The following is a 20,177-nucleotide window of genomic DNA, read 5'->3' as shown; positions in this document are numbered from 1 at the left end:
TTGGCCACAGCGCCGCAGCTCAGATAACTTATCGGGTATCGCCGCTACAGAGGGAGGAAATCATGAATAACACTTACCGTCTTAAGGGCGCTTTGCGCACTACAACTGCGGGTCTGGCACTTGGTGTCGGGCTTTTCGCAGCACTTCCGGCCTTGGCGCAAACAGAATTGCGTTTGCATACATTTGTCGGACCAAGCCACATTATCTATACCAACATTCTGGAACCCCTTGCCGCCGAGATCGAGGCGGAATCGAACGGGGAGCTGACACTGACCCTGTATCCGTCCATGCAGCTTGGCGGCGGCGCGCCGGAACTGATCCGTCAGGCGCAAGAAGGCACTGTGGACATGGCGTTCAGCCTGCCGGGCTACACATCACCACAGTTTCCGCGCACGCAGATGATAGAACTGCCCGGCCTGTCCAGTGATGGCATCGAAACCACGGAATTGATGTGGAACCTGCTGGATAATGGCTATCTGGACCCCGAATTCGACGGGCTGAAGGTTCTGGCACTCTGGGCGGCAGATGACGCGGGCATCTACACACGCGACAAGCCCATCCGCAATCTGGACGATATCGCAGGCATGATCCTGCGGTCGCCTTCGGCGGCACAAGCGGGCCAGATTGAAAAGATGGGCGGCACCCCTGTCGCCATGCCCATCACCGAACTGTATCCGCAACTGGAACGCGGCGTGATTGATGGCGCGATGGTGCCTTTCACCACGATCCTTGATTTCCGCATGCATGAAGTTGCGAATTACTACACCATCCCCGGCCCGATTTTCGGGCGTTCACAGTTCACCGTGGTCATGAATGAAGGCAGCTACAACAACCTGAGCGAAGAACATCAGGCCCTGCTTGACCGCCTGACCGGCATTGAGCTTAGCCAGAAGGCAACACAAGCCTACCTGGACCGCGCTGATGAAAGCGTGGAATTCGTGCGCAACGACCCGAACAAGGAAGTGATCGAACTGTCAGAAGAAGAACAGGCGCGCATCCTTGAAACCTTGTCCCCGATCTATGCAGAATGGGTCGCGGAGATGGAGGCGCAGGGCATTGACGGGCGCGCATTGCTGGCAGTTGCCGGCGTCGAAGTAGACTAAGGCAGGGTCATGCTGGCACAGATCGAACGCTGGTTCGAACGGCTATTGCGGCTAATCGCGTATGCGGGCGGTCTGGTGCTGGTCGGGCTTATGTTTCTGGTGATTTATGAAATCACCATGCGCTACTTCTTTGGTCGCCCCTTTCGGGGCGGCTATGAACTGACCGAACTTGCCATGTCGCTGATCGTGGCGTTTGGCCTGCCCTACACGGCCATTGTGCGCGGGCATGTTTCCGTTGATATTTTCGCGCGCTGGCTGGACCACCCGTCAATGCGCTGGCTGACAGTGCTGGTGCATCTGACGGGGGCCGCCCTTTTGGGGTTCGTTGCGTGGCGGGCCTATCTTTATGCCGCGGGCAGCCTGCGCTGGGGCGACATCACCAACATGATGCGCATTCCCAAACACCCGTTCCAGTTCGCGGTCGCAATTTCTGCCGGACTGTTCGCCATGGTGCTGCTGCTGGAAGCGGCAAAAGCGCTGGCCGGACCGGAAAAAGACAGACAGGACACTAAATGACACCCTTGATGGCCGGTTTGATCGGCTTTGCTGCGCTTTTCGCGCTGCTTGCCCTGCGCATGCCCATCGGGCTTGCAATGATGCTTGTGGGCGCGGGCGGCATTGCTGTTCTGAATTCACCCGGCGCGGCCATGAATGTGCTTGGCGCGTTTCCTTATTCCTATTCTGCGGTGTTCAGCCTTAGTGTGGTGCCGCTATTCGTGCTGATGGGCGCATTTGCGACAGTGTCGGGCATGGGCACGGGGTTATACAAAACCGCGTATTCATGGGTCGGGCACCGGCGCGGCGGGCTGGCATCCGCCACAATCCTGTCCTGCGCGGGGTTCGCCGCACTGTCGGGGTCGTCCATTGCGGCGGCGGCGACAATGGGCAAAGTGTCCCTGCCGGAAATGGAACGTTACAAATATGACGCGGGCCTTGCCACGGGCTCCATCGCGGCAGGTGGCACATTGGGCATTCTGATCCCGCCATCGACCGTGCTGATCGTTTACGCCTTGCTGACCGAACAATCCGTGGGCAGGCTGTTTCTGGCAGGGTTTCTGCCGGGCCTGTTGCTGACACTGCTGTTCGTTGCAACAGTATTTGTCGTGACCCGCCTGAACCCCGACGCTGGCCCCACAGGCCCCAGAACGCCCATGCGCGAACGCTTTTCGGTGCTGCTGAATTCCGGCGCGTTACTGTTCATCGTGACCATCGTGATCGGCGGCATTTATACAGGCGTCTTCACTGTGGCCGAGGCCGCATCTGTCGGCGCGTTTCTGACATTCCTGCACGCGCTTTGGTCCGGCAACCTGTCGATCAAGCGTTTCTTTTCGGCGCTGCTGGACACCATCCGCACCACGGCAATGGTCTTCTTCATCCTGATTGGCGCGCATTTCTTCGCGCCCTTTCTGGCGCTGACCCGCATTCCGATGAACCTTGCAACATCCATCGGGGAACTGGCGGTGCCTGCGCTGGCGATCTTGCTGATCATCATCGCCGTCTACATTGTGCTGGGCACGTTCATGGAAGGGTTTGCCATGCTGGTGCTGACCGTGCCCATCGTGCTGCCGATCATAACAACGCTGGGCTATGACCCGATCTGGTTCGGCATCATCATGGTGGTGGTTGTGGAAATGGGGCTGATCAGCCCGCCGGTGGGGATGAATGTGTTTGTCGTCAAGGGCGTTGCGCAGCATGTGCCATTGGGCAAGATCTATCGCGGGATCATCCCGTTCTGGATCGCAATGGCGGTCTGTGTGTTCCTGCTGATCCTGTTTCCGGACATCGCGCTATATCTGCCGAATACGATGATGGGGCGCGGCTGATCCATCGACGGACAAGGGGCAAGTTTGTGTACATTGCGCTTTGATATTCTTGTGTTTCGGGCTTGATTGCGCTGATTAATAGTGCATCTTGTATACATATTTGAACTTGAAGAGGTTCAGAAGTTACCGGCCCGCAGTGCAGGCCAAGGGGGGGGCTACAACGCAGGGGAAAGCAGGCCAGCGACAACGTGAAGATTGAATTTCCGTGTTTTAGGGAGGAGAAAACATGAAACGCAGATCACTGATGACAACAGTTGCCGCTTTGGCGGTGATGATGGGAAGCCTTGGCGCCGCATTAGCCCAGGATGTTCTTAAATTCGGGGCGGCAGCGCCCAAAACCGGCCCGCTTGCAGGCGGTGCAGATGTCACGCATTGGCCCGCTGTGCGGCTTTGGGTGGAGCAGACGAACGCAGCAGGCGGGTTGCAGCTTGCCGATGGGCCTGCGCTGATTGAACTGATCGAATATGACGATCAGACAAACCCGCAGCAGGCCATTCAGGCAGCCCAGCGCATGGCCACGCAAGACCGTGTGGATTTTATGGTTGCGCCCTATTCGACCGGCCTGAACCTTGCGGCGGCCCCCATCTTCAGCCAGCTTGGCTATCCGCAGATCACGGGGTCTAACGTCACCAACCAGCAACCCGAACTGTCGGCGCAATTTCCGGGCATGTTCTTCGTGCTGGGCCGCACCAGTGTGATGGCCGAAGATACCGCACAGGTTCTGGTAGACCTGCGCGAAGCCGGTGACATTGGCAACCGTGTCGCATTGGTCAATGTTGCAGATGCTTTCGGCATTGAGATGGCAGGCATTTCGCGCGCCGTGCTGGAAGAAAACGGGTTCGAGATTGTCTACCAGACATCTTATCCGCTGGGCACGCAGGACATCGCGCCCATCATCGACGGGGCCAAGGCCGCGAACCCTGATGCCTTTATCGCGTGGTCCTATCCGGGCGATACATTTGCGCTGACGGATCAGGCCATCGTGCAGGACTTTTCGCCATCAGTCTTCTTTACCGCCGTGGCGACTGCGTTTCCGTCCTATTATGGCCGTTTCGGGCAACAGGCCGAAGGGGTGCTGGGCATGGGCGGCGTAAATCCCGACGACCCCGCATTTCAGGCATTTGCCACCGCGCATGAAGACCTTAGCGGCCAAGGGCCGGATTTCTGGGCGTCTGCATCCACCTATGCCACGCTGGAAATTCTTGGTCAGGCGATTGAAGCCACCGGGTCCAGGGATCGCGCTGTGGTCATGGAATACCTGCAAGACAGTTCCAACAGCTATGAAACCGTGCTTGGGCCAGTCCAGTTCAACGATATGAACGACAATGAACGCTACTGGACCGTTGGCCAGTGGCAGGACGGCGTATTCCGTGGCGTTGCCGCACGGGGGCGTGACGGTGTTTCCGATGTCGTCCTGAAAGACGGCTGGGACTGATGCACAGCTTGCGGCAGGGTCAAACCGCCCTGCCGCAAATTGCCTCGACCACGGCGCGAATGGAACAAGAATGTTTTTCATCCTGATAACCGGCCTGTTGCTGGGCGGAACCTACGCATTGATTGCGATGGGGCTGAATCTGCAATATGGCGTTGCCCGCATCATGAATCTGGCCAATGGCGAAATGCTGGTCGCTGGCGGGTTTGCCGCGTTCTGGGTCTATACCGCCGGTCAGGTCAGCCCGATTGCCGCGCTTATTGTGGTGGCACCCGTGGCGTTTGTGGTGAACTGGCTGATTTACCGGATCATGCTGCGCCCGCTGGTCAAACGCGCGAAATCACGCGGCGCGCTGGAAGTGGACAGCATTCTGGCCACGTTCGGGCTGTCCTTCGCGCTGGTCGGCATCATGAGCTGGATGTTCGGCGGCGGGTATTTCAACTATTCCTACCTTGCGCAGCGTGTCGATATTTTCGGGTCATCCTACGGGCAGAACCGTGTTGTGGCCTTTAGCATTGCATCCCTTATCGCGGCGGGGCTGTGGCTGTGGCTAAGCTATACGCGCGCCGGTCTGCGCATGCGCGCGGTGGCCGTCAGCCCGGAATCCGCGCGGCTGGTGGGCATTGATGTCACGGCAGTATCCGCGCTGGCTTTCGGGTTGGGGGGCGCGGTCACCGCAACGGGCGGGGCACTTATTTCCATGTTCTTCACGCTGGATGCGTCCGTCGGGGTGCTGTTCACCATGAAGGCGCTGATCATCGTCATCATGGGCGGCGTGGGCGATATTCGCGGCACAATCGTGGCCGCACTTATTCTGGGGATCGCGGAAACCTTCGTGGCGCGGGTCATCGACCCCGGCCTGACGCTGGCGGCGGCTTATGTGCTGTTTCTGGGCATCTTGCTGTTCCGCCCCCAAGGTCTGTTCGGAAAGAAACCAACATGAGCACGCGCGATATCCGAAACCTGATCCTGTCCGCGCTGGCCTTCGGGGTGGTGGCATTGCTGCCATTTTATGACACGGGCTACATTCTGTCGATCGCCACAACCATGGCCATGTTCACTGTGCTGGCCACAAGCTGGGCGTTGTTTTCGGGGCCTACGCATTACATCTCTCTGGCGACGGCGGCGTTTTTCGGCCTTGGCACCTTCGTTACCGGCTACGGGTTTCAGACAATGCCGTATTGGTCACTGCCCATGATCGCGGCTGTGCTGGGCGCGGGGCTTGCGGGGCTGGTGGGCATGGTCACGCTGCGCCTGTCAGGGGTGTATTTCGTCATCTTCACACTGGGCCTTGCCGAACTGGTGCGCCAGTTGGTGACATGGGTGCAAAACCGCACTGGCCAGCGCGGCATGTATGTTCTGACATCCATCACTGAAAGTCACATCTACTGGCAGTTGCTGGGCATGGCGGCGCTGGTGTTTCTGGTGGGCTGGCTGATCGGGCGCTCGCGGCTGGGGTTTGCGCTGCGTATCATCGGCAATGATGAAACCGTGGCCAAACATTCGGGCATCAACACGGCACTGGCCAAGGTGCTGTTGTTCATGGTGTCAGGGGCTGCGGCGGCCACAGTGGGGGCCATGCTGGCACCGCGCTACATCTATATTGAACCGTCAACCGCCTTTGCCCCGCTGCTATCCTTTCAGGTGGTGATCATGGCACTTCTGGGCGGAACGGGGCGCCTGTGGGGTCCGCTTGCGGGGGTCATTCCCTTCACGCTGTTGTGGGAATTCATTTCGCGCCATGCCCCCAACCAAACGCTTTTGCTGCTGGGTCTGGCCTTTTTGTTGATCGTTTATGTGTTGCCGGGCGGGGTTGTCGGGCTTCAGGCACGGTTGAAACGCCGTTTCGGGCAAGGGGGGCACTGAATGGCACGCGTTGTTCTGGAAGTGCGCAATGTGACCAAACGCTTCGGCGGGTTGGTCGCGGTCAATGACATGAGCTTCGATGTCACCGAGCACGAGGTTCTGGGCATCATCGGTCCCAACGGGTCCGGCAAATCCACGATGATCAACATGATTTCGGGAACGTTCCCGCCAAGTGCGGGCATGATACGGCTGAACGGGCAGGATGTGGCGGGCAAGCCCGCACACCGCATCGCGCAGATGGGGGTTGCGCGCACATTCCAGCTGGTGCGCCTGCTGCCGGAACTGACTGTCATTGAAAATGTTGTGGCAGGTGCCGCCTTCGGCCACCGCCGCCGCTGGAAGGGCGAGGCAGAACGCTATGCGGAATCGCTGCTGGAACGCGTGGGCCTTGGCGCTGTCATGACCGTGCCCGTGTCATCGCTGACATATATCAACACCAAACGGGTAGAGTTGGCGCGCGCGCTGGCCTGCGAGCCGGAAGTGCTGTTGCTGGACGAATGGCTGGCAGGGCTGAACCCCACGGAATTGCAAACCGGCATCGAATTGATCCGTTCGCTGCGCGAAGAAGGGCGCACGGTTATACTGGTGGAACATGTGATGGATGCCATCCGCAGCCTGTGCGACCGCTGCGTGGTCATGTCATCAGGCACCAAGATTGCCGAAGGCACACCCGCCGATGTCTTGTCAGATGCCGAAGTTATCCGCGCATATCTGGGGGCTGATGAAGATGCTTGAACTGCATGGCCTAAGCGTCACCTATGGCAAACACCGCGCGCTGGACGGGGTCAGCCTGACCACGAAACCGGGCGAAATTGTTGTCATTCTGGGCGCGAATGGTGCGGGCAAATCCACGGTCCTGAAATCCATATCCGGCATTTGCGAAGGTCAGGTGACGGGCGCCATGACCATGAATGGCGAAAACCTGCTGGGCCTGCCGCCGCATAAGGTGGTGGAACGCGGCGTGGCGCTGGTGCCCGAAGGGCGCGGCGTGTTTGGTGACCTGACGGTGCGCGAAAACCTGATGCTGGGTGCCAACCCCGACCGCGCCCGCGAAGATGCGCAGGCCAATTACGACCGCCTGATCGACCTGTTCCCCAAACTGGCCGAACGCGCAAACCAGACCGTGCGCACCATGTCGGGCGGCGAGCAGCAGATGGTCGCCATTGGCCGCGCGATGATGTCGAACCCGACAATCCTGATGCTGGACGAACCCTCGCTTGGGTTGTCGCCGCTGTTGTCCAAGGAATTGTTCCAGAACCTGAAGGCCGTGCGCGAAGCGGGGCTTGGCATTTTGCTGGTAGAACAGAACGCGCGCCTTAGCCTTGGGATTGCGGACCGGGGCTACCTGCTGGAAAACGGCGAAATCCTGCGTGAAGAACGCGCCGATGTGTTGCGCAATGACCCTGCGGTTCAGGCCGCCTATCTGGGTGCGGGGGCGGCGAAATCAGCACCCGCGCAATCCATAAAACCGGCGGCCCCTGCCCAACCTGCAACACCACCAGCGATGCAAGTCCGGCAAAAGGCGACAAGCACGCAATCTGCCGCAGCAGTGTCGGGGCTGGACATCAACGCGCTGGTGTCGCGGGCCGCGCAACAATCGCACCCGCCGCGCAATGCATCCGTGATCCCGTCGCGCATTCCCGCCGCCCCGGCATCGCCGCAAAAAAGGCCCGATAAACCCGCCACATCGGACCCCTTGCGCAAAATACTGGCCGAGATGGAGGATGCTGCCCGCGCGGCATGCAACCCCACCACCAGCCCGAATGCGTTCCTGCCGCCCCTGCGCCCTGCATCGCGTCTGGCCACAATGGCACCGCACACGACCGCGGCAGAACCGCGCGCGGGCGCTGCACCGCCGGACCACACCGTCCCCCTGTCGGGCGGCAAGGTGGAGATCTACCGCCGCCGCCCCGGATCAACGCAATTCGACCGCACGGAGAGATAGAATGCTGGATGCAAAACACCCCAAAACCCTGCGCGGCATGTATATTGGTGGCCAATGGGTCAAGGCCGCGCGCAATTTTGCCGACCTGAACCCCAATGACGGCAGCCTTTGGGCCGAAGCGCCCGACGGCACACGCGCCGATGCGCGTGCAGCGATTGACGCCGCACATCAGGCATTTCCCGATTGGGCCGCGACCAAATACACCGAACGCGCCAAGCTGATGCACCGCATTGCCGATGTGTTTGAACGCCGCGCACCTGATTTCATTGCCGCCATTCAGGCCGAAGGCGGCGGCTGGTATGGCAAAGGCGCGTTTGAAGCGCATTACATCCCCGAAGTGTTCCGTTCTGCGGGCGCGATCCTTTATGCCGCATCGGGCGAAATTATGCCCAGCGAATATGGCAAACTGTCCACTGCGCAGCGTTTTCCGATGGGGGTGATTTCCGTGATCAGCCCGTGGAACTTCCCCGGCATTCTGACCGCGCGCGGCTTTGCCTTCGCGCTTGCATCCGGCAACACGATTGTGCTGAAACCGTCCGAGGATACGCCTTATCTGGGCGGTATCTTCTTTGCCGAAGTGCTGGAAGAAGCTGGCATTCCCGCAGGCGTGTTCAATGTCATCACCTGTTCGCGCGACACAGTCGCAGAAATGGGCGACGAGATGATTGAGAACCCGCGCGTCAAGGGCGTGTCCTTCACCGGCTCCACACCTGTGGGTCGCGCGATTGCCGCGAAATGCGGCGCGCATCTGAAAAAATGCTGCGTGGAACTGGGCGGCAAGGACAGCCTGATCGTGCTGGAAGATGCCGATATGGAACGCGCCACGCAGGCCGCCAATTTCGGCAGCTTCATGCATCAGGGCCAGATCTGCATGAGCGTTGAAAAGGTGCTGGTGCATGAAAGCATTTTCGCCGAGTTTCTGGAAAAATTCGCAGCCCGCGCGGCCAAGCTGAAAGTGGGCGATACCGCCGACAAGGCCAATGTCATCGGCCCGTTGATCAATGACCGGCAGGTAGCCCGCGTCAAGGAACAGCTGGACGATGCCATTGCCAAGGGCGCGCAGGTTGTTGTGGGCGGCGGCGTCAAGGGCCGCTTTGTCGAACCCACCATCCTGACGGGCGTAACCCCCGACATGCTGATCTATCAGGATGAAACCTTCGGGCCGGTTGTGCCTGTCATCCCGTTTCGCACCGATGAAGAAGCCATCGCCATCAATAATGACACCGAATACGGCCTGTCCGCCGGTGTCATGACCCGCGATGAGGCCCGCGCCCTGTCCATTGCGCGCCGTCTGGAAACCGGCATGTGCCATGTGAATTGCTCATCCGTGAATGATGAACCACATGTGCCTTTTGGCGGGTCCAAGGCGTCGGGGCTGGGGCGGCATGGCGGGCGCTGGTCAGTGGAAACATTCACCGAGACGCGCTGGATCACGCTGGACCGTGGCGGCCGTCCGTTCCCGCCGGTGTTCTGATGCCCGCCGCATTGCCCCCCCTTGCGAATGTCCCGCCCCTGCTGCTTGCGGGCAAGCGGGTCGTTGTGCTGGGGTCCGGCAGCGGCTTGGGGCAGGCGGTGGCGCGCTATGCGCAAGCCGCCGGTGCCGAAGTGCTGGGCGTCGATGACCGCAAGGTATTTGACGGGCTGGCGGCGCTGTATCATGCGGATTTATGCGACCCCGCCGCGCTTGATGCCGCAGCGCACGCCCTGCCGGATGGCCTTGATGGTCTGGCCCTGCTGCCGGACGCTGGCACCGGCGGGCCGGAACACACACTTGCCCGCGCGCTGCTTGCCCCGCGCCATCTGGCACGGGCACTGGCACCGAAGCTGGCCCATGGTGCGGCCCTGCTGGCCCGCGCGGCACCCCCGCATGCCACATGGCAAACGCAGCTTGGCGAAACCCGCGCGGCGGCGGCGCTGCGCTGGGATGATCTGGACGCGTTCGTTGCGCGCTGGGGGCTTGCCGCCGAACCGGACCGCGCACCGCGCACCGCAGGCTGGGCAATGCAGGCTTGGGTCATGGCGCAATGCAACCGATGGGCAGACCGCGCCATTCGCCTGAACGCCCTGACCCCTGCCAGCCATGACGGACGCTTGCCGCCCGACATCGTGGCCGCCAGCGGGCGGGACGCCGCATCAGGCACTGACACCGCCGCACGCGCGGCACTGTTTCTACTGTCGGACCTGTCACAGGGCCTGACAGGGGCCAATCTGGCCGCAGACGGGGGGCTTTGTGCCCGAATAATGACCAGCCTGGACGGGCTTTGACATAAGCGACGCTGGCGAGAGAGGACCAAGAGGATGACAACTATTTTCTGGATCATCGTACTGATCGTGGTACTGGCCGCGCTGGTTGCGCTGGCCGCTGCCTTCTATGAACGCGCCAGCAACGCGGTCAGTCTGGTGCGCACCGGCATCGGCGGACGGCGCGTTGTAATCGAAGGCGGCGTTCTGTCGCTGCCGTGGTTTCACGAAGTGGCGCGCGTCAACATGCAATCCATCCGGCTGGATGTGCAGCGCGCAGGGGAACATGCCCTGATCACACGCGACAGGCTGCGCATTGACGTGGGCGCGGAGTTTTATCTGTCGGTGCCCCCCGAAGATGCGGCTGTGGCACGCGCGGCCCAGGCCCTTGGCCGCCGCAGTTTCCAGCCCGAAGAATTGCGCGCCCTTGTCGAAGGGATGTTCATTGACGCCATGCGCGCTGTCGCCGCGCGTTCCAGCATGGATGACCTGCACGAAGCGCGCGCGGAATTCGCCAGCGCCATCCGTGACGCCATTGCCCCGCATGTCACCCGCTATGGCCTGCAACTGGATGCGGTTGCGCTGACCGCGCTGGACCAGACGCCCTTTGCCGCGCTGGACGAAAACAACGCCTTCAATGCGGAAGGGTTGCGCAAACTGACGCAGGTGATCGCACAATCCAAACGTGACCGCGCCGAGATTGAGGGCGAAACACAGGTCAGCGTGCGCCGCGCCGCAATGGAAGCCGCGCGCCGCCAGCTGGATATTGATCTGGAAGAACGCCGCGCCGAAATTGCACAGGCCCAACAGATCGAGGCATTGATGTCAGCGCAGATTGCCGAAGTTGCCCGTTCCAAGGCCGATGCCGAACGCGCCGCCGCCGAAGCACGCATTGGCATGGAGCAGGGCATTCGCACCGCCGACATTGCCCGTGAACAGGCCATCCGAGAGGCCGAAATCACCCGCGCCCGCGCGCTTGAAATTGCCGAGCAAGACCGCGCGGTGATGGTGGCCAACAAAAGTCAGGAAGAAAGCCGCGCCATGGCAGAGGCCGATCTGGCCCGCGCCGATGCAGTGCGTGCACATGAAGCAGTGGAAACCGCCCGCGCCGAGGCCGAGGCCCAGCGCCGCCGCGCCCTGTCGCTGATCGCCGCCGAAGCAGATGCCGAAGCCGCCGCGCGTCGCAGCGAAATTGCCGCTGCTGCGAACCGCAAGACCGCGGCAGACCGTTTGGAAACCGCCGATCTGGACGCGCAGGCCCATCTGAAACAACGCCACGCCGAAACCACCGCGCTGGAGGCACATATCAAGGCTGAAAACAGCCGCTCGCCCGAAGCACTGGCCCATGAAGCCGAAATGGCGCGACTGGAAGCCATGCCCAAGATCGTGGCCGAAATGGTCAAACCCGCCGAAAAGATCGGCAACATCAACGTCACGCAAGTGGGCAGCGTCGAAGGGTCACGCGGGGCCATCCTGCAAGCGCTGGAATCGGTTCTGGAACAGACCGTCCACGCACCGGGGCTGAACCGTCTGCTGGAACGGGTGCATGACGACATCCGCTATGACGATACACGCAGGCGGCGGCGCGACAGCGACGACTAGGAACCTGATGGCTGAAAGGGGGGGAATCATGGACGGAGCAGCCACAAACCGCCAAGGCGCGCGCACCCACGCATTGCGCGCGCAGATCGCCCTGCGCCAGCGCATTCTGAACGGCGATTATCCCGGCGGAACGCGCCTTTATGAAGTGTCACTGGCCGAAGAACTTGCCATTTCACGCACCCCCGTGCGCGAAGCCCTGTCACGACTGGCCGAAGAAGGGCTGTTGGTGCGCACCCGCGCGGGCGGTTTTGTCGTGCGCAGCTTCGCGGTCGCCGATGTGCTGGACATGATCGAATTGCGCGGCGTGCTGGAAGGGACAGCCGCGCGGCTGGCCGCAGAACGCGGGGTTTGCCCAGAACGGATGGCAAAGATCGGGTGCCTGTTGTCGCAACTGGATTCGTGTTTCGGAACCAGACCGGATGACACTGATCTTGACCGCTACTCGCAATTGAACGACGCCTTTCATCAGGCACTGGCCAAACTGGCAGGCAGCAAGGTGCTTGAAGAAGAAATCGCGCGGGTGGTGCGCCTGCCCTTCGCCGCCCCGTCGGCATTTCTGCCCTACAAGACGCAGATAGAAGCACTGGTCTCGACCCTTGCACCTGCGCATGCGCAGCATCACGCCATGATAGACGCAATCGCCGCACGTCAGGGTGCGCGCGCCGAAGCGCTTGCGCGCGAACACACAGGTGCTGCGCGCGCCAATGTCCAGCAGATTTTCGCAGCCCACCCCGCACAAGGGCCGCAGCTTGCAGCGTTGGGACTGGTTATCGGATAGCTGCTTATGTATACATGAATCTTATATATATAGCCAAAAATTGATTTTTATTGCTATTTCACTATATGTATGTATTCATCAAGCATATATCGCGGGGAGGGAACGATAGTGAATACCAACCATACAACAGGCGTGCCGGATGATCTTCTGGCGGGATGGTCAATAGAGGTGATGCCACGCACCGCCGCCAAAGTGCCCGATTTCCGCGCACTGCTGCCCGCAGGCACACGCGTTTATATCGCGCATATTGACGGCACCCCCATTCAGGACATGGTCGACACCGCCCGACGCCTGCATGATGAAGGTTTTTCTGTCATGCCGCATTTTCCCGCGCGCTCCATCCCTGATCTGGCCACGCTGAAGGACTGGATTGACCGCTACCGCTCTGATGCGGGGGTTGATCAGGCGCTGGTGCTGGCAGGCGGCATTCCCAAACCTGCGGGCGCATTCGCATCGTCCATGGATCTGCTGCAAACCGGCGCGTTTCAGGATGCGGGCTACACCCGTCTGCATGTCGCAGGCCACCCCGAAGGCAACCGCGACATTGACGCTGATGGCGGACATGCCGAAACCGATGCAGCCCTGCGCTGGAAACAGCACTATGCCCGCGACACTGGCGTGGATATGGCCATCATCACCCAGTTCGCTTTTGAAGGGCAGCCCGTCTTTGACTGGATCGCGCGTCTGCGCGCGCAAGACATCACCCTGCCCGTTCATGTGGGCCTTGCCGGACCCGCGAAATTGCAGACCCTGATCAAATTTGCCATTGCCTGCGGTGTTGGCCCGTCGCTGAATGTGCTGAAAAAACGTGCCCGCGACCTGAGCAAACTGCTGGTGCCCTACACGCCCGACCAGATGTTGCAGGAATTGCGCGATGCGCAGGCCAGCCAACCGGAAAACACGCCCGATCAGGTGCATTTCTTCCCGCTGGGGGGCATCAAGGCTTGCGCGGAATGGGCGCAACAGCAAAACGCCGGACGGTTGCGCCGCGTCGTAGGATAGGCAACGCGCAAAATGTCTGGCCAATAGAACAGCACCACACGGGGGGGGAATAGCCGATGGTTAAACTGGACAAAGGGCGCATTGTGAAAGCGCCGGACAGCTTTTTCATCAATGGAGAATGGACCGCCCCGCAAGGTGACCGCAGGCTTGATGTCATCTCGCCCGTCACCGAAAAGCTGCTGTTCAGCTACCCCGAAGCCAGTGCCGCCGATATGGACCGCGCTGTTGCCGCCGCGCGCCGTGCCTTCGATGATGGGCCATGGCCGCGCATGCCCGCGCAGGAACGCGCAAGCTATTTGCGCCGCGTGGGCAGCCTGATCACCGCGCGGCTGGATGAAATTGCATGGGCGTGGACCACGCAGGTCGGCGCGCCCATCAGCCTGACGCGCAAACTGGTGCCGCAGAACGCAACGCTGTTCAACCATTATGCGGACCTGATCGAAAGCTACGCCTTCACCGATATCCGCCACCGCGATGACGGGGGCGAAGTGCGCGTGTTGCGCGAACCCGTGGGCGTTTGCGCGGCGATTTCACCGTGGAATGCGCCCATGGTGCTGCTGTCCTACAAGATTGCAGCAGGGCTGGCCGCTGGCTGCACCATGGTGGCCAAACCGTCGCCGGAAACCCCGCTGGAAGCCTATATTCTGGCCGAATGTATTGAACAGGCGGGCCTGCCGCGCGGGGTGTTCAACCTTGTGCCCGCAGGGCGCGAAGCGGGCGACCACCTGATCCGTCACCGCGATGTCGAAAAGGTGGCCTTCACCGGATCAACGGCTGTGGGCAAGCATATCATGCGGGTGTGTTCCGACCGGCTGGCGCGGGTGTCGCTGGAACTTGGCGGCAAATCCGCAGCAGTGCTGTTGCCGGATGCCGATTTCGCCAAGGCAATGCCCAGCCTGATGGTCTATTCCATGCCCATCACAGGGCAGGTCTGCTTTTCGCTGACGCGCCTTCTGGTGCCGGAAGCGCGCAAGCGCGAATTTCTGGACATGTTCCTGCCCGCCGTTCAGGCACTGAAACTGGGCGACCCAGCCGACCCTGCCACCCAGATGGGACCGTTGGCCATGGGCCGGCAACGCGAACGGGTCGAGGGGTATATTGCAGCGGGGCGCGCAGGCGGGGCAACATTGGCCTGTGGCGGCGGGCGCCCGCGCGGGTTTGACAAAGGGTTCTATGTCGAACCCACCGTGTTCACCGATGTGACGCCCGACATGGCGATTGCGCAGGAAGAAATCTTCGGGCCTGTCGTGTCCGTCATCGGCTATAGTGATGAAGATGACGCCGCGCGCAAGGCCAATGCCACGCCTTACGGCTTGAACGGCGCGGTCTATTCGGGCGACCCCGAACGCGGCTTTGCCTTCGCGCGGCGCATGCGCACGGGTGGGCTGACGGTGAACGGGCTGATCGTGGACCCCAAACACCCGTTTGGCGGATACCGCGAATCCGGTATGGGCCGCGAAGGCGGGCCGGAAGGGCTGGAGAATTATCTGGAAGTCAAAACCGTGCATATGGCAGGCTAGGGCCAATGCTGACGGGCACCCCGCAACTGGAAACCGAACGCCTGATCCTGCGCGCGCCCTGTGCGCAGGATTTTCCGGCGTTTGCGGCCTATTTCATGTCAGACCGCGCGCGGTTCACCGGCGGTCAGCCCGACCGGATACTGGCATGGAACCGCTTTTGCACAACGCTGGGCCACTGGCATATGCGCGGCTTCGGGGTGTTTGTGATGGTCCGGCGTGATACCGGCGCGGTGATCGGGGCGGCGGGGCCATTTTACCCCGAAGGCTGGCCCGAACCTGAAATCGCGTGGCAGTTATGGGATGGCACCACTGAGGGGCACGGGTTCGCCGTCGAGGCCGCGTGCGCCACCCGCGCACATGCCTATGACGATCTGGGCTGGACAACCGCTGTCAGCCTGATTGCGCCAGACAACCTGCGATCCCGCGCGCTGGCGCAGCGATTGGGTTGCACACCGGACGGAACGCACCCGCACCCGCATTTCGGCCCGCTGGATATCTGGCGGCATCCGGCTGGGTGACTGCACCTGCGCGGCGCAAAATCTACGGCTGATTTTGGCCTTATGCGGTCATGTGGAATGCCCAAGGCGCGGAATCAAGGGCGCAGCCCGCCGCGCCATCGGTGGGCCGTCCCGCGGCCTGCCGATTTGGCCAGCGACACGCCAAGCCTTTGAACACAGGAGTATGCAGCCTGTATAAAGTGAACTTCACCAACGCCGGATCGGCAGACCCCGGCCCACCGCTGGCGCGGGCTTCATCCATGGCCACAATGTCAGTAATAGCGCAACAATCACCCCACCAGACCATTTCACCTTATCCGGTCATATTCCAGAGCGGTAAGGGTCTTTCGCACTGCGATCCTGCGACAGCGACTCGCGCCCATATGTGGCCAGATTTTCTATCGCATCCGCCAGATGGATTTCGGCAATATTATATTCGCCACGCGCCACCCTGATCTTATGCGCTTCCAGCAACACCTGGGCGTGGGTAAAGCCGTGGGGCGGTTCAAAACGGTAGCTGGCCAGTTCGATCAACAGACCAAGCGGGTCCTTGAAATAGATGGAATCCATGAACCCGCGATCCTTAACACCACTATGGGTTATGCCGCGCTCATCCAGCCGCGCAACGGCCTGACTGAACGTGGCCTTGGACACGGCAAAGGCCAGATGATGCACACAGCCAATACCTGTGGGGGTGCGCGACGGGTCGGGTTTGCGGGACTCGTTGGTAAAGATGGTGATCAATCGCCCGTCGCCGGGGTCAAAATACAAATGCCCCTCATTCGGCGCGTCAAGGTTGGGCTGGTCGAACACAAACGGCATCCCCAACACGCCTTCCCAGAAATCAATCGATGTCTGCCGGTCGGCCCCGATGATGGTGATGTGATGGACGCCTTGGGATTGCAGTTTTCGCATGGGGTTTCCTGTGATCTGTCTTGTCATGACGCAAACCTAGCAGGAAACGCCCCCCTGTCACGTTTTTGCATGCGCGCGGGCGCTGTCACACCCCCAACACGGCATTGACCGACCGTGTCCAGCGGTCATAGCGCGCCTTGCGCGGCCCCTCACTCATCTGCGGGGCGAACTGGCGTTCAACCGCCCAGCCCTTGGCGAATTCGTCCATATCCGGCCAGACGCCCGCGCGCATGCCTGCCAGCCATGCAGCCCCCAGCGCTGTGGTTTCCAGCACCTGCGGTCGGTCAACGGGTGCGCCGATAATATCGGACAGGAACTGCATCGCATAATCATTTGCAGCCATGCCGCCATCCACGCGCAAAACCGGCTGCGCGCCGTCGCGCGCCCAATCGGCCTGCATCGCTTCCAGCAAATCGCGGGTCTGGTAGCCCACCGATTCCAGCGCCGCGCGGGCAAATTCCGCAGGGCCGGAATTGCGCGTCAGGCCGAATATGGCCCCGCGCACTTCGGGCTTCCAGTAGGGTGCACCAAGCCCCACGAAGGCGGGCACAAGGATCAGGTCCTGGCTTGGGTCTGCCTGCTCGGCCAGTCCTTGGGTTTCAGGGGCGGCGCGGATAATCTTGATCCCGTCACGCAGCCATTGCACCACAGCGCCCGCAATGAAAATGGACCCTTCCAGCGCGTAGGTGGGCGTTCCGTCCAGTTGGTAGGCAATGGTCGTCAGCAGTTTGTTGCTGGACGCCACCGGCGTTTTGCCCGTGTTCAGCACCGCAAAGCAGCCCGTTCCATAGGTGGATTTCAGCATGCCAGGGCTGAAACACGCCTGCCCGATTGTCGCGGCCTGCTGGTCACCTGCAACCCCGAGGATGGGGATTTCGCGCCCGAACAGATCGGCGCGCGTGGTGCCGAAATCCGCCGCGCAATCGCGCACATCGGGCAGCAATTCCATAGGAATATCCAGCAGGCCGCAGATGGTGCGACTCCAGCGGCCCTTGTGGATGTCATAAAGCATGGTGCGCGCGGCATTCGTGGCATCGGTCGCATGCACGCGCCCGCCGGTCAGGTTCCAGATAAGCCAGCTGTCCACCGTGCCAAAGGCCAGCTCGCCCTTGCGTGCCCGTTCGCGCGACCCGTCAACGTGATCAAGAATATACTTGACCTTGGTTGCGGAAAAATAGGGGTCGGCCAGCAGCCCTGTGCGGGCCGTGATCATCTGCTCATGCCCGTCTGCGCGCAGTTGCGCACAGAAATCGGCGGTGCGGCGGTCCTGCCAGACAATGGCGTTATGAATGGGCTTGCCGGTCTTGCGGTCCCAGATCAGGGTCGTTTCGCGCTGGTTGGTGATGCCGATGGCGGCAATATCACTGGCATGCAGTCCCGCCTTTTCAATCGCCGAACGGGCCGTTGCCGCCGTGGTCGCCCACAGATCCGACGGATCATGTTCCACCCAGCCGGATGCGGGGTAATGCTGCGGGAATTCTTCCTGCGCGATGGCCGCAATCCGCATTTGCGCATCAAACACGATGCCGCGGCTGGATGTCGTGCCCTGATCAAGCGCCAGTATATAGCCCATGCCGGTTGTCCTTTCATCTGTCGCCTGGACAACATGTCTGCGGCGTTTCAGCCGCGCGCTGACATATTGAAAAGCTGTATGATTTTGCATTTATTGCAATTTTGGACCGGACAAGTCTATCCTCTTTTTCAAATGCCCCACATGCGAGGGCGCGCGCAGACCTTCAGCCGGAAAATGCGCTGCTTCCCTGTCGCGCAAGCCACAGGTTGACCACCAGCAAGATACCCGAGGTGATGGTGATCGCAACCATGCTCATCGCCATGCCTGTCTGAACAGAGCCTTGCTCGAACTGCGCGAAGACAAAAGTTCCCACAGTGCGCAGCCCCGCCGGGGCCAGCATGATAGACGCCACCAATTCACGCGATGCAATGGCAAAGACAAGCATCATCGCCGCAATCAGTGACGGTGCCATCAGCGGCAGGGTGATGTGACGCAAACTGCCCATCTGCGTTGCGCCAGCCACACGCGCCGCATCATCAAGCGAGCCTGAAATCTGGCGCAGCCGCGCCACCGCATAGCGGATCGGATAGGGCAGCAGGATACCGATATAGGCAATCAGCAAAATGCCCGCCGTGCCATACAGTGTAAGCGGCAGAAACGGCGAATTCCATGCAAGGATGATCCCCACCGCCAGCACAATCGCAGGGATTGCATTGGGCAGGACCGACAGCCCGTCCATGATGGCCCGCCCCCGCCCGGTGCCGCGCACCACGATATACGCGACCAACCCGCCAATCACCGCAGTGGCAAATGCGGTCACCACGGCCAGCCAGCCGCTTGTTATAAGGGCCTGTGTGGCGCGGCTGCCTTTCTGGAAAAGGGGCACATAATGGCGCGTATCAAGGTTGGACCACGCAAGCCCCCCCGAAATCGTGCCGGTAAGTGACGTCACAGCAATTGCCGCCAGCGGGATCACCACGCCAATCAGCGCCACCAGTGAAAACACCCCAATCACCGGCCAGCGCCAGGCCCCCAGATCGGTTTTTTCCAGATCGGCAGGTTTGCCCGTCTGGCTGATATAGGACCGGCGTGTCGCGATCCAGTTCTGCAAGGCAAACGCCGCCAGCACCATGGCCATCAGCATGGTTGACCCAAGTGCTGCACCTGACATGTCGATAGGCCAGTCTGACAACCGCGTATAAATGCCCGTAACCAGCACATCAAACCCTGTGCGCGCGGCCAGTGCGGCGGGGGTTCCGAATTCCTCGATCGACATGGCGAAAACGATCAGCAGGCTGGCAGCAATCGCCGGTATCGACAGGGGCAGCGTAATCAGGAAAAACGCCTGAACCGGCCGCGCGCCATGCACCCGCGCGGCAGATGCAAAGCGCCCGCCCACCATTTCCAGCGCGCGCGATACCGCAAAATAGACCAGTGGAAACAGGTTCAGCGTCATGACGAACGCCACACCTGTAAAGCTGAACAAAAAGCCCCCCAGATCAAACCCCAGCAACTGGAACAGATAGCCGCGCGGTTGCAGCGTCATCATCCACGCGATGGCCGCAATGAAGGGCGGAATCAGAAACGGGATCAGAAACACCACATCCCAGATGCGCGCACCCGGCACATGAAACAGCCCGCGCAGCACACCAACAGGCAGACCAAAGACCAGACACCCGAACATCACCGAAAAGGCCAGCATCAGCGTATTGCGCGCCTGCATCAGCAGGCGGTCATTTTCGGTCAGAATGGCAAGTTTCGAAAATGCCCCCGCAAATGATCCGCGCGCGAAATCGGGAAACACGGCTTGCAGCAGGATAAACACCACCGGCAGGCCCACAAGGACCAGCAGCGCAACTGCGGCCAGGGTGGTCAGAACAGATTGCGCGCGCAACATGGGCAAGGGCTTTCGCTTGAACACGCATGGCCCCCGAACACGG

The 20,177-nt window shown here is 61.0% G+C and carries 18 protein-coding genes; 15 read left to right on the top strand and 3 right to left on the bottom strand.

What is annotated here, in order from left to right; genetic code table 11:
• The first annotated feature begins 62 nt into the window (after positions 1-62).
• The 15 genes from P8S53_RS03135 (at position 63) to P8S53_RS03065 (ending at position 15,830) form a co-directional block, all read left to right on the top strand.
• Positions 63-1,103 carry a TRAP transporter substrate-binding protein gene (locus P8S53_RS03135; protein WP_277805711.1) on the top strand — a complete coding sequence of 347 codons (1,041 nt, stop codon included), beginning with the start codon at positions 63-65 and terminating at the stop codon, positions 1,101-1,103.
• 9 nt (positions 1,104-1,112) lie between these two features.
• Positions 1,113-1,619 carry a TRAP transporter small permease gene (locus tag P8S53_RS03130; RefSeq protein ID WP_277805710.1) on the top strand — a complete coding sequence of 169 codons (507 nt, stop codon included), beginning with the start codon at positions 1,113-1,115 and terminating at the stop codon, positions 1,617-1,619.
• Positions 1,616-2,926, top strand: a complete 1,311-nt coding sequence (locus tag P8S53_RS03125) for a TRAP transporter large permease (RefSeq protein ID WP_277805709.1) — start codon at positions 1,616-1,618, stop codon at positions 2,924-2,926. Before P8S53_RS03130 ends, P8S53_RS03125 begins: the two co-directional genes overlap by 4 nt.
• 226 nt (positions 2,927-3,152) lie before the next feature.
• Complete coding sequence (locus P8S53_RS03120) at positions 3,153-4,361, top strand: amino acid ABC transporter substrate-binding protein (protein WP_277805708.1); 1,209 nt, start codon at positions 3,153-3,155, stop codon at positions 4,359-4,361.
• 70 nt (positions 4,362-4,431) lie between these two features.
• On the top strand, positions 4,432-5,301 hold the full coding sequence (locus P8S53_RS03115) for a branched-chain amino acid ABC transporter permease (protein ID WP_277805707.1): 870 nt from the start codon (positions 4,432-4,434) through the stop codon (positions 5,299-5,301).
• On the top strand, positions 5,298-6,224 hold the full coding sequence (locus P8S53_RS03110; protein WP_277805706.1) for a branched-chain amino acid ABC transporter permease: 927 nt from the start codon (positions 5,298-5,300) through the stop codon (positions 6,222-6,224). The genes P8S53_RS03115 and P8S53_RS03110 overlap by 4 nt, the downstream gene beginning before the upstream one ends.
• Positions 6,225-6,959: an ABC transporter ATP-binding protein gene (locus P8S53_RS03105; RefSeq protein WP_277805705.1), complete on the top strand. Its 735-nt coding sequence runs from the start codon at positions 6,225-6,227 to the stop codon at positions 6,957-6,959.
• The gene (locus P8S53_RS03100; protein ID WP_277805704.1) at positions 6,946-8,169 is read left to right on the top strand and encodes an ATP-binding cassette domain-containing protein; all 1,224 of its coding nucleotides are present in this window, start codon (positions 6,946-6,948) and stop codon (positions 8,167-8,169) included. Before P8S53_RS03105 ends, P8S53_RS03100 begins: the two co-directional genes overlap by 14 nt.
• Position 8,170: 1 nt before the next feature.
• Complete coding sequence (locus tag P8S53_RS03095; protein ID WP_277805703.1) at positions 8,171-9,643, top strand: aldehyde dehydrogenase family protein; 1,473 nt, start codon at positions 8,171-8,173, stop codon at positions 9,641-9,643.
• Entirely contained in the window at positions 9,643-10,434 is a 792-nt protein-coding gene (locus tag P8S53_RS03090) for a hypothetical protein (RefSeq protein WP_277805702.1), read from the top strand. The genes P8S53_RS03095 and P8S53_RS03090 overlap by 1 nt, the downstream gene beginning before the upstream one ends.
• 33 nt (positions 10,435-10,467) lie before the next feature.
• Positions 10,468-12,012 (top strand): flotillin family protein, encoded by a 1,545-nt coding sequence (locus P8S53_RS03085; protein WP_277805701.1) that lies wholly within the window; start codon positions 10,468-10,470, stop codon positions 12,010-12,012.
• A gap of 28 nt (positions 12,013-12,040) precedes the next feature.
• Positions 12,041-12,790 (top strand): GntR family transcriptional regulator, encoded by a 750-nt coding sequence (locus P8S53_RS03080; RefSeq protein ID WP_277805700.1) that lies wholly within the window; start codon positions 12,041-12,043, stop codon positions 12,788-12,790.
• Between the two features lie 108 nt (positions 12,791-12,898).
• Complete coding sequence (locus tag P8S53_RS03075; protein WP_277805699.1) at positions 12,899-13,792, top strand: methylenetetrahydrofolate reductase; 894 nt, start codon at positions 12,899-12,901, stop codon at positions 13,790-13,792.
• Between the two features lie 56 nt (positions 13,793-13,848).
• A complete protein-coding gene (locus P8S53_RS03070) occupies positions 13,849-15,312 on the top strand; it encodes an aldehyde dehydrogenase (RefSeq protein WP_277805698.1) in 1,464 nt (487 codons plus the stop codon).
• A gap of 5 nt (positions 15,313-15,317) precedes the next feature.
• A complete protein-coding gene (locus P8S53_RS03065; protein ID WP_277805697.1) occupies positions 15,318-15,830 on the top strand; it encodes a GNAT family N-acetyltransferase in 513 nt (170 codons plus the stop codon).
• 300 nt (positions 15,831-16,130) lie between these two features.
• Here P8S53_RS03065 and P8S53_RS03060 read toward each other — a convergent pair whose 3' ends face one another.
• The 3 genes from P8S53_RS03060 to P8S53_RS03050 all read right to left on the bottom strand — a co-directional run bounded on the left by P8S53_RS03060 (position 16,131) and on the right by P8S53_RS03050 (position 20,158).
• A complete protein-coding gene (locus tag P8S53_RS03060; protein WP_306417861.1) occupies positions 16,131-16,724 on the bottom strand; it encodes a VOC family protein in 594 nt (197 codons plus the stop codon).
• Positions 16,725-16,809: 85 nt separating this feature from the next.
• Positions 16,810-18,297, bottom strand: coding sequence for a glycerol kinase GlpK (gene glpK, locus P8S53_RS03055; RefSeq protein ID WP_277805695.1), 1,488 nt, complete (start codon positions 18,295-18,297; stop codon positions 16,810-16,812).
• A gap of 163 nt (positions 18,298-18,460) precedes the next feature.
• Positions 18,461-20,158: an iron ABC transporter permease gene (locus tag P8S53_RS03050; RefSeq protein WP_277805694.1), complete on the bottom strand. Its 1,698-nt coding sequence runs from the start codon at positions 20,156-20,158 to the stop codon at positions 18,461-18,463.
• Positions 20,159-20,177: the final 19 nt, after the last annotated feature.

It is taken from the genome of Roseinatronobacter sp. S2, from assembly GCF_029581395.1.
Lineage (GTDB): Bacteria > Pseudomonadota > Alphaproteobacteria > Rhodobacterales > Rhodobacteraceae > Roseinatronobacter.
Note: the sequence above shows the minus strand (reverse complement) of the source record. Positions and strands in the feature narration are given on the sequence as shown.